At 72.6% G+C, this 9,748-nt stretch carries 10 protein-coding genes and 1 pseudogene; 2 read left to right on the top strand and 9 right to left on the bottom strand.

What is annotated here, in order from left to right; translation table 11 throughout:
• Together ACRDSK_RS27855 and ACRDSK_RS27850 are read left to right on the top strand one after the other, a co-directional pair.
• On the top strand, positions 1-962 hold a 962-nt coding region (locus ACRDSK_RS27855; RefSeq protein WP_431444300.1), incomplete at its 5' end, for a DUF5667 domain-containing protein.
• A 72-nt stretch (positions 963-1,034) separates the two neighbouring features.
• A complete protein-coding gene (locus tag ACRDSK_RS27850) occupies positions 1,035-1,931 on the top strand; it encodes an HAD family hydrolase (RefSeq protein WP_431444299.1) in 897 nt (298 codons plus the stop codon).
• Positions 1,932-2,148: 217 nt separating this feature from the next.
• Here ACRDSK_RS27850 and ACRDSK_RS27845 read toward each other — a convergent pair whose 3' ends face one another.
• The 9 genes and pseudogenes from ACRDSK_RS27845 to ACRDSK_RS27805 all read right to left on the bottom strand — a co-directional run.
• Complete coding sequence (locus ACRDSK_RS27845) at positions 2,149-3,105, bottom strand: lysophospholipid acyltransferase family protein (RefSeq protein ID WP_431444297.1); 957 nt, start codon at positions 3,103-3,105, stop codon at positions 2,149-2,151.
• Complete coding sequence (locus ACRDSK_RS27840; RefSeq protein ID WP_431444296.1) at positions 3,102-4,052, bottom strand: NAD-dependent epimerase/dehydratase family protein; 951 nt, start codon at positions 4,050-4,052, stop codon at positions 3,102-3,104. The genes ACRDSK_RS27845 and ACRDSK_RS27840 overlap by 4 nt, the downstream gene beginning before the upstream one ends.
• 188 nt (positions 4,053-4,240) lie before the next feature.
• A complete protein-coding gene (locus ACRDSK_RS27835) occupies positions 4,241-4,342 on the bottom strand; it encodes a 30S ribosomal protein bS22 (protein ID WP_018684825.1) in 102 nt (33 codons plus the stop codon).
• A gap of 162 nt (positions 4,343-4,504) precedes the next feature.
• Positions 4,505-4,723: a helix-turn-helix domain-containing protein gene (locus ACRDSK_RS27830; RefSeq protein WP_431444295.1), complete on the bottom strand. Its 219-nt coding sequence runs from the start codon at positions 4,721-4,723 to the stop codon at positions 4,505-4,507.
• A gap of 148 nt (positions 4,724-4,871) precedes the next feature.
• Complete coding sequence (gene proC, locus ACRDSK_RS27825) at positions 4,872-5,696, bottom strand: pyrroline-5-carboxylate reductase (RefSeq protein WP_431444294.1); 825 nt, start codon at positions 5,694-5,696, stop codon at positions 4,872-4,874.
• 391 nt (positions 5,697-6,087) lie between these two features.
• The gene (locus ACRDSK_RS27820) at positions 6,088-6,939 is read right to left on the bottom strand and encodes a thioesterase family protein (RefSeq protein ID WP_431444293.1); all 852 of its coding nucleotides are present in this window, start codon (positions 6,937-6,939) and stop codon (positions 6,088-6,090) included.
• A gap of 68 nt (positions 6,940-7,007) precedes the next feature.
• On the bottom strand, positions 7,008-7,934 hold the full coding sequence (locus ACRDSK_RS27815) for a proline dehydrogenase family protein (RefSeq protein WP_431444302.1): 927 nt from the start codon (positions 7,932-7,934) through the stop codon (positions 7,008-7,010).
• Between the two features lie 119 nt (positions 7,935-8,053).
• The gene (locus ACRDSK_RS27810) at positions 8,054-8,836 is read right to left on the bottom strand and encodes a sugar phosphate isomerase/epimerase family protein (RefSeq protein WP_431444301.1); all 783 of its coding nucleotides are present in this window, start codon (positions 8,834-8,836) and stop codon (positions 8,054-8,056) included.
• A gap of 11 nt (positions 8,837-8,847) precedes the next feature.
• Positions 8,848-9,748, bottom strand: a pseudogene (locus tag ACRDSK_RS27805) (hypothetical protein); the annotation flags it as partial.

The following is a 9,748-nucleotide window of genomic DNA, read 5'->3' as shown; positions in this document are numbered from 1 at the left end:
GCCCCAAGAACCGGTCCGATCCGGACCGGCCCGAGGGAGGCGACCGGGCCGACCGGCGTGCTGTCTCCGGCGCCCGGGCCCGGTTCGCCGTCGCCGCGGTCGCCGTGCTCGCACTCGTCGGGTCGCTGACCGGGATGAGCCTGCTGCTCGCCCGGGACGCACTGCCCGGTGACGCCCTCTACGGCGTCAAGCGCACGGCCGAGGCCGCGGAGCTCGGGCTCACGTTCGGCGACGAGGGCAGGGCGCTCAAGCATCTGGAGTTCGCGAGCGCGCGGGTCGGCGAGATCGAGACGCTCGCCCGGCGCTACCCCGACCGGGACAGCGCGCCCGTCGGCGGCTACCTCACCGCGCTCACCGACTTCGACAACGACGCGGCGGCGGGCTCCCGCCAGCTGGTCGCGCTGGCCACCCGTTCCGAAGGCCGCCTGCTGACGGACCTGAGCTCGTGGGCGGGGCAGCAGAGCTCGCGGCTGCGAGACGTCTCGGCGCAGCTGCCCGCGGCGGCCCGCAACCGGCAGAGCGCGTCGCTGGCGCTGCTCGACAAGATCACCAGCAGGTCGGCCGCGCTGTCCGAGCGACTGGACTGCTACCAGATCACCTCCGGCTCGGTGGACGACGTGGGCGCGCTGCCCGCGACCGGGGTCTGCGAGCCGCCGCCCGGCTCGCGGCCGAACCCGAACGCACCCGGCGGCAGCGAGCCGGGAGACGTCTCCGTGCAGCCGACCGTGCCGCCGTCCGGTGCCGAACAGCCGGACTCCGGCCGGCCGGGCCAGCAGCTGCCGCCGCTGCCGTCGGTGGCGCGGACCGTGCCGGGGGTCCCCGGCGGCGAGGGCCCGTCGCCGGACTCGACGAACACGCCGCCGCCCTCCGGTGACTCCTCGATCGACGTCCCCCTACCGTTACCCGGCGTGACGGTGCCGCCGCTGCTGCCCGGGCTTCCCGGGATCAGCCTCGGCGAGTGAGGCCGGGCCGGTCGGGGCGCATCGCTACGCTGTCGGTGGAGACAGGTGGTCGAAACACACGGAGGCGTTGACGTGTCCCTGTGGCGGGGCCGTGCCAAGGAGCCGGAGCTGGAGGAGCTAGCCGCACTCGCCGGGGAGGCCTCGGCCGAGGCGGCGGTCGCCCTCGAGCCGATGGCTCCTGTGCCGCCGACGGACCTCACGGCGGCCGCGTTCTTCGACGTCGACAACACGATGATGATGGGCGCGTCGATCTTCCACTTCGCCCGGGGGATGGCCGCGCGGAAGTTCTTCACCAGCTCGGACCTGGCGCGCTTCGCCTTCCAGCAGGTCATGTTCCGCGTCGGCGGCCGCGAGACCCACGACGGGATCCGCAACGCCAGGGAGTCCGGTCTGTCCTTTGTGGCCGGTCACTCGGTGGCCGACCTGATGTCCCACGGCGAGGAGATCTACGACGAGCTGATGGCCGACAAGATCTGGCCGGGGACCCGCGCGCTGGCCCAGATGCACCTGGACGCCGGCCAGCGCGTGTGGCTGGTGACGGCGACCCCGGTGGACCTGGCCACGATCATCGCCCGCCGGCTGGGCCTGACCGGCGCGCTGGGGACCGTGCTGGAGAGCGAGGACGGCGTCTACACCGGCCGGCTGGTCGGCGAGATGCTGCACGGCCCGGCCAAGGCCCACGCCGTGCGCGCCCTGGCGGCCAGGGAGGGCCTGAACCTGCGCCGCTGCACGGCGTACTCGGACTCGGCGAACGACGTGCCCATGCTGTCCGTGGTGGGCACCGCGGTGGCGGTGAACCCCGACGGTTCGCTGCGCGAGGCGGCGCGGAAGCGTGGCTGGGAGATCCGCGACTTCCGGACAGGCAGGAAGGCGGCGAGGATCGGCGTCCCGTCGGTACTCGGCGCGGGCGCGGTCGCCGGCGCGGTGGCGGCGGGCCTGGCGTATCGCAAGCGAGACCGCCTGATCTGACCGGCGAGGGTCGAGCTGGACTTCCGAACCCGGCGTGGCGTCACCGTCGGCGCGACGGCGTTGGGCCCGTCGCTACGACGAACTCGGCAGCACCGGTTTCCGCGACACGGTCGCGGCGCTGGATGCGGGTGGTGCCGACCGACTTCGTCGGCCGCGCCGCCGGTGGGCACCTGACCAACTCGCCCGTGCTGTCGGCGGACCGCGGCAGGGGCCGGACTCAGCCCCGGAAGACGGACTCCCGGGCGGCGACCATGCGGTTGAGGTTGCCCTGGATGGTCTCGCGGACCTGGTCGGCGATCTCCAGCACCAGCGCGTGGTCCTGGTCGGTGTCGGGCGCGGCGAGGTCGGTCCGGATGGGCTCGCCGAAGTCGATGGTCCACTTGGTGGGCAATGGAACCGCGCCGAGCGGGCCCAGCAGCGGGAACAGCGGGGTCACCGGGAAGTACGGCAGGCCCAGCAGCTTGGCCAGCGGCGGGATGTCGGCGATCTTCGGGTAGATCTCCTCCGCGCCGACGATCGAGCACGGGATGATCGGCACCCCGGCCCGCAGCGCCGTCGTCACGAACCCGCCCCGCCCGAAACGCTGCAGGCGGTACCGCTCGCGGAACGGCTTGCCGATGCCCTTGAAGCCCTCCGGCCACACGCCGACGACCTCGCCGGCCCGCAGCAGCCGCTGCGCGTCCGCACCGCAGGCGAGCGTGGTGCCGGTCTTGCGCGCCAGGCTGCCCAGTACGGGAACCTGGAACACGAGGTCGGCGCCGAGCATCCGCAGGTGCCGGCCCTCCGGGTGGTTGTCGTGCACGGCGATGGCCGTCATCAGCGCGTCCCACGGCAGCGTGCCCGAGTGGTTGGCCACCACCAGCGCGCCCGTGCCGGCCGGCAGCGAGCCCGTCACCGACACGCGGAACCACTTGTCGTAGACCGCCCGCAGCGGCGGCATCAGCACGTCGGTGAGCTCGGGGTCGAAGCCGAAGTCGTCCACCGGGTACTCGCCGGTCAGCCGGCGGCGCAGGAAGCGCGCCGCCCCCGCGAGGAAGCTCTGCGGCTCGGCCGGTCGCGGGCGCAGCTCGGTCACCGGCGCCGGCGGCCGCGCGACGGTCGTCGGGCGCATGTGCACCGACCCGTCCAGCGAGCGGCGCGGCAGCGGGATCACCTCGGCGGTGTGCCCGTTCACGTGCTCATCTCCTTGTGCGCAGTGCGCACGTAGTCATCGAAGGCGTCCGATGTGGACCACTTCGGGGCGAAGCCGAACGTCGTCTTCAGCTGGGTCGTGTCGATCACCCGGCCGTAGTTCAGCAGCCGCGAGAGGTCGGCCGAGAAGTGCACCGGCGCGGCCCCGCGGACCAGTCGCGCCGCGGCCGGGATCGCCGCGCGCGGCATCGGCAGCGGCACCCGACCGGCCCGCCGGATCGCCTGGGACAGCAGGATCACGCCGTCGCCGCCGGCGTTGAACACCCCGGGCAGGTCGCACAGCACGGCCCGCTCCAGCACGTCCACCGCGTCCTGCGGGTGCAGCAGCTGCACGCGGGCGTCGAAGCCGAGCACGGTCGGCACCACGGGCAGCCGGAAGTACCGGGCGAGCGCGGTGTCGACACCGGGGCCGATCAGCTCGGCCAGCCGTACGGTCGTGGTCACGACGTCGGGGCGCCGGCGGGAGAACCCGCGCACGTACGCCTCGATCTCCGCCGCCTCGCGGTCCCGGCCGCCGGCGAGCGGGTCCTGTTCGGTGAACACGGCCGGCGACGAAGGACTCGCGCCATACACCTCGGCGGAGGACTTCACCACGAGCTTGCTCACCCTCGGCGACCGCTGGCAGGCGGCCAGCAGCTGCATCGTGCCGATGACGTTGCGTTCCTTGATGGCGGAGCGCAACGGGCCGATGCTGGCCCGCGGCGCGGCGTGCACCACGGTGTCGACATTCGCCGTGCTGATCACCTTGCCGATGCGCGCGTCGCGGATGTCCACGGCCACGGGCTCGACCCGGGGAGACAGTCCCGGCGCGGGCGGTCGGGTGTCGACCCCGAGAACCCGTTCGATCCCGGGGTTCTCCGCGAGACGGTTGGCCAGCCGGCCCCCGAGCTGATCGGCGACTCCGGTAACCAGGACGACGTTGGGCGCCATGCGACTCCGATGATGTCGATCACGTGTGTGGAGGACGGCCCGGCAGACACGGTGGCGGACCACCGCGGACTGTACCGCCAAATTGTGATCGACTTGTCGATGGCTACCTGTAATTAACGCAGGTCACACGCTTACATCCCGGATGTTCACTCGTTTGGAGTCATCCGGGACGCACCGTCGTCGCTCGGCTACTTCTTGAGCTTGCGCCGCTGGACGCGCGTCTTGCGCAGCAGCTTGCGGTGCTTCTTCTTCGACATGCGCTTGCGGCGCTTCTTGATGACCGAGCCCATGTGGATCCCTTGCTGTAGTCGGTGGTCGATCTTGCCTGGATGGCTACGACCACTCGACCAGCAGGCCACGGACGTGCTCGACAAAACCAGGCACAACGGTCGTTCAGAGTACCCGCACGTCACCGGCGTCCTGTCACCGGCTCCGGCCTGGGGCGATCGTGGTCAGCCAGCGTCGAAATAGGCGCTGCGCAGGTAGTCGTCGACCGCCTTCTCGGGCACCCGGAACGATTTGCCGACCCGCACCGCGGGCAGCTCGCCGTTGTGCACCAGGCGGTACACGGTCATCTTCGAGACCCGCATCACCGCGGCCACCTCGGCCACGGTCAGGAACCGCACCTCCTGCAGGCCCGGATGTTCCGGTTCGTTCTTGTTCGCCGGCATGTTTCACCGCGTCCTTCGACACGCGTCGCGCCGTCGGCTTCCCCACCGACGGTATCGACACGCACGTGCTGCCAACGAGAGTAGCGGGACTGGTGTGACTGATGCGACGCCGCGGACGACTTTCCCACCGACCGGCGGCCTACTCGGCCTACTCGTCGTGCGCGCGCCCCAGCTCGTCCGAGCGATCACGGGCGGCCTCGATGGCCGCCAGCAGCGCGGCGCGCACGCCGTGGCGCTCCAGCTCGCGGATGGCCATGATCGTCGTGCCGGCCGGCGAGGTGACCGCCTCGCGCAGTGTCACCGGGTGCTCCCCGGTCTTCGCAAGCATGGCGGCCGCGCCGACCGCGGACTGGATGATCAGCTTCTCGGACACCGCGCGCGGCAGCCCCAGCAGGATGCCCGCGTCGATCATCGCCTCGACGAGGTAGAAGAAGTAGGCCGGCCCGGAGCCGGAGAGCGCCGTGACGGCGTCCTGCTGCGACTCGGGCACCCGCACGACCTGGCCGACGGTCGAGAGCACCTGCTCGACGGTGGCCAGGTGCGCGGCGGTGGCGTAGCGGCCGGGTGAGATCGCGCTCATCGCCTCGCCGACGACCATCGGGGTGTTCGGCATGACCCGCACGACCGGCACGCCCTCGGGCAGCCGCCGCTCGTACAGCGTGGTCGGCAGGCCGGCGCACAGCGAGACGATCAGCGTGCGCTCGTTCGCCGCGGGGGCGAGCTCGTCCAGCAGCGGCTCGATGTCCTGCGGCTTGACGGCGACGACCAGCACGCCCGCCTCCTTGGCCGCGGTGGGCACGTCGACCCCGCGGAAGCCGTAGCGGGTGGTGAGCTCCGCACTCCGGTCCGGATGGCGCTCGGTGAACATCAGCTCGTCGGGCCGCCGGCCGCCGGCCAGCAGGCCGGACAGCAACGCTTCACCGATCTTGCCGGCCCCCAGCACCGCGATGGCCGGCTTGTCCGCCTCAGTCATGCCAACCAGCCTCCCACGACCCACTACCGTTTTCCGGCATGCCGTCCTGCTGCAGATCGCGCCCTGGGTCGCGCTGGCCCTTCTGCTCGTCGCGGAGCTGGTCCGGCGCCGGCGAGCGGCCCGATCGCGGAAGCCCAGCAGACCGGCATCGGCCTGGCCGAAGCCAAGGACTACGTCGACCGCCTCCCGCCCTCGGGCCCGGTCCCGCCACGGGACCCGTCCCGGCAGGGCCGCAGCCAGGTCCCGAGACGGTCCAGCGTGCCCGTGAGCTCATCGCCGCCGGCAAGTACGTCCAGGCCGTGAAGGCCATCAGGGACGACACCGGCTGGGGCCTCAAGGACGCCAAGGCAGCAGCGGACCGGCTGCGCGGCTAGAGCCCGGTCCAGGCGGTTCAGGCCTTGGCGGACAGGGCCAGCTGCCGGGTTTGGCAGACGAGCCGGCCGGTGGCGTCCACGACCGTCGCGTCGGCGTCGAACCAGGCACCGTGCACCGCGCGGCAGTCGACCTGGACGCGCAGCCAGCCGGGGGCCGGACGGGAGCGCAGCAGGGCGGTCAGCTGGACGGTCGGGCTCCAGCCGAACCGGCCGAGGTTGAACGTCACCGGCATCGAGATGTCACCGGCCACCAGCGCGAACATGGGGTCGACCTGCTCACCGCGCGGGCGCACCCACAGCCGCAGCCGCGGCGGGTCGCCGGTGTGCCCGTGCAGGAAGCCGGCGCCGTTCGGGTCCAGGCGCACGTCGCAGCCCGCGGTCAGCCGGAACACCGACGCCATCGGCAGCGAGGCGAGGTCGACCGCGTTGCCCGGCGGCTCCGCGGGCTGGTTGGGCAGGTCCGACCAGACCGCGCGCTCGCGCGGCAGCCGGCCGGTGGTCACCACGCCCTCCACGCACGACTGCCCCCTCTGTTCCAAGTGGACGCCCACGACCGTGGCCTGCCGGCCGGACTTGCGCACGTCGGTACGCAGCAGCACCGGTCCCACCTCGGGAGCCCGGAGGAACTGCGCGCTCACCGCGAGCGGGTCGGCCATCGGCGAGGCCGAGCCGGCCGCCGCGACCGCCGCTCTCGCGAGCAGCGCGAGCAGGAACCCGCCGTGGGGCTTGCCGCCCACGGTCCACGAGTTGGCCAGCTCGGCGGTGAAGGTGCCGTCTCCGAGCGAGCGGACCCTCGACGCCGAGGCGAACGGGCCGACGGCGGAACCGGGACCACCCCGGGCATCGGCCTGCCCCGCAAAACTGCTCATGATTATTACCCTGCCACGTCGGGTGGAGCTTGATCGGACCGCCTCGGACTAGCCGCGAGCGAGTTGCGTCATGTGCGAGAAGTCAACGCGCGCAAGAAGAACGCGGTGTTCGCGGGACGCTCGGCGAGCCGTCGCATGAGGTAGCCGTACCACTGGACTCCGTACGGGACGTAGACCCGGACCGTATGTCCGAGCGCGGCCAACCGCAGCTGCTCGTCCGGCCGGATCCCGTACAGCATCTGGTACTCGAAGCTGCCGGGCTTGCGACCGTGGAACTCCGCCCTGGCGTCGACGATCGGCACCAGCCGCGGGTCGTGCGTGGCGAACATCGGGTAGCCGTCGCCCGCCAGCAGCACGTTCACGCAGCGCACATAGCTGCGGTCCACCTCGTGCGCGTCGGTGAACGCCACCTCGGGCGGCTCGGCGTAGGCGCCCTTGCACAGCCGCACCCGAGAGCCCCCGCCGGCGAGCCGGGCGCAGTCCTCCTCGGTGCGGCGCAGGTAGGACTGCAGGACCGCGCCCGCCCACGGCCACGTCCGGCGCAGCTCCGCGAGCACCCGCAGCGTGGAGTCGGTCGTGGTGTTGTCCTCCATGTCGAGCGTCACCGTCGTGCCGACCCGCTCCGCGGCCGTGCAGATTCGCCCGGCGTTGCGCAGCGCGAGGTCCTCGTCGAGCAGCTGGCCGACCGCGGTCAGCTTCACGCTGACCTCCGAGCGGGCGGCCAGACCGTCCGCGCCGAGCGCGTCGAGCAGCTCCTCGTACGCGCGCACGGTCCGCTCGGCCAGCTCGGCGTCGGTGGTGTCCTCGCCGAGGTAGTCCAGCGTGACCGTGAGCCCGGCGTCGACGAGCCGCCGTGTCACGGCGATCGCGTCGGCCGTGGTCTCGCCGGCCACGAAGCGGCGCACCACGTCCCGGCTCACCGGTGCGGTCGCGACGACACGACGGATCACGTCGTTGCCGGCCGCGGCCAGGATCAAGCTACGTAGCGGGTTCACGAACGCTCCCATTCCACGCACCACGGGCGCCCCGCCCCATCCGACGGGTGCCTCGCAGCGAGACTTTACGGTGCGCCGTCCAGGGCCGTCTCCCGTCGTGCGGTTGGATCGACGGTTCGTCACTGACCGAGGTTGAGCCGGGCGAAGACGATCGCCTCGGCGAGGTCGGACCTGCGGTCCGCCGGGTTCTTGGCTCGCCGCGTGTTGACCTCCACGATGACCTGGCCGGTGAAGCCGGTCGTAGTGAGCCATTCGCATACCTCCGCGCACGGCTGCCCGCCGCGGCCCGGGATCAGGTGCTCGTCGCGCGGCGCACCCGAACCGTCCGCGAGATGCAGGTGCGTGAGCGCCGAGCCCATCCGCTTCGCGAGCGTCATCGCGTCGACCCCGGCGGCCGCGGTGTGCGAGAGGTCGAGCGTGTAGTTCGCGTGGCCGACGTCGGTCGGGTCGATCGACGGGTGGAAGGCCGACATCTCGCTGCCGAAGCGGCGCACGGGGAACATGTTCTCCACCGCGATCGTCACGCCGCTCTCCTCCGCGAGGGTGGCGACGAGGTCGGCGAAGGACTCGGCGTAGCGGCGCTGCCAACGAAACGGCGGGTGGATCACCACCGTCGGCGCGTCCAGGTCCTGCGCGGCCTGCACCGAGCGGCGCAACCGCTCCTCCGGCCGGGGCGACCAGATCCGCTGGGTGATCAGCAGGCAGGGTGCGTGCACGGCGAGCACCGGCACCCCGAGCTGCCGCGACCGGCGGCGCAGGGCCGCGGGGTCCTGGCTGATCGGGTCGGCCCAGACCATCACCTCGACGCCGTCGTAGCCGAGCTCGCGTGACAGCTCGAACCCCGCCGTCGCGGTCTGCGGCCACACCGACGCAGTCGACAGCCCGATCGGGATCGCGGGCACGTTGGGCACTACTACTTGTTCACCAGGAGAAGGACTACCGGGGACACCGTGGCGAGCAGGCCGACGAGCACCGCGAACACCGTGGTCTGCAGATCCTCCGCGCGGCGGATCTTCCGCACGATCAGCACCATGCCGGCGATCACCAGCAGCGCGAGGACCAGCGCGGCCTGCGGCAGCGCGCCCCACAGCCAGTTGAACCCGAGCCACACGGCACCGCCGGCGATTACGCCCACCGCGAGCTGGCCGACCATGACCATCCACTCGCGCATCGGCGAGGCGTCGCGGAGGTCGTCGTCCCCGTCGACGTCGTCGAGGTCGTCGAAGTCGGCGTCGTCGTCGAGCACGTCCGCGCGGTCGAACTTGTCACTGTCGCCGCGGTCCCGCCCGCGCGGGCGGCGGAAGTCGTCGTCGGGGTCGGCCGGCGGGCGCGGCGGCGCCACGGCGGGCCGCATCCGGGTACGGCTGTCCGGCCCGATCGGCACGGACGAGCGCTCCGGGCGGCGCGGGTCGGCGACCGGCTCCATCGACGGGTAGGAGGGATACCGCGGCATCTCCTCGGTCATCGGCTCGCGCGGCGGCCCCGGGGGTGCCAGCGGCGGGCCGGGCGGCGCCTCGGCGCCGTCGAGCCGCGAGCGCATCGACGGCTGCACGCCGCTGCGCTGACCCGGCTGCATGCCGTTCGGCGGCACCCGCGGCGGCACCGGCAGCTGTTGCGAGGGCTGCTGCTTCGGCAGCTGTTGCGAAGGCTGCGGCTTGGGCAGCTGCTGCGACGGTTGCGGCTTCGGGAGCTGCTGGGACGGGTGCTTCAGCGGCTGCGAGGGCTGCTGGCGCGGCGGCGGACCGGGCGGCGGGCCCTGCCGGTCGCCCCGACCGTCACCGCCCCGACCGTCACCGCCCCGACCGTCACCGCCC

Source organism: Actinophytocola sp., assembly GCF_050699915.1.
Taxonomy (GTDB): Bacteria; Actinomycetota; Actinomycetes; order Mycobacteriales; family Pseudonocardiaceae; genus Actinophytocola.
This window is presented reverse-complemented; position numbering and strand designations above follow the sequence as displayed.

Bases quoted from the DNA above. Each gene is read 5' to 3' on its own strand.
- ACRDSK_RS27840 (WP_431444296.1), bottom strand. From the start codon at position 4,052: ATGGCGCCCAACGTCGTCCTGGTTACCGGAGTCGCCGATCAGCTCGGG.
- ACRDSK_RS27835 (WP_018684825.1), bottom strand. From the start codon at position 4,342: ATGGGCTCGGTCATCAAGAAGCGCCGCAAGCGCATGTCGAAGAAGAAG.
- ACRDSK_RS27830 (WP_431444295.1), bottom strand. From the start codon at position 4,723: ATGCCGGCGAACAAGAACGAACCGGAACATCCGGGCCTGCAGGAGGTG.
- proC (WP_431444294.1), bottom strand. From the start codon at position 5,696: ATGACTGAGGCGGACAAGCCGGCCATCGCGGTGCTGGGGGCCGGCAAG.
- ACRDSK_RS27820 (WP_431444293.1), bottom strand. From the start codon at position 6,939: ATGAGCAGTTTTGCGGGGCAGGCCGATGCCCGGGGTGGTCCCGGTTCC.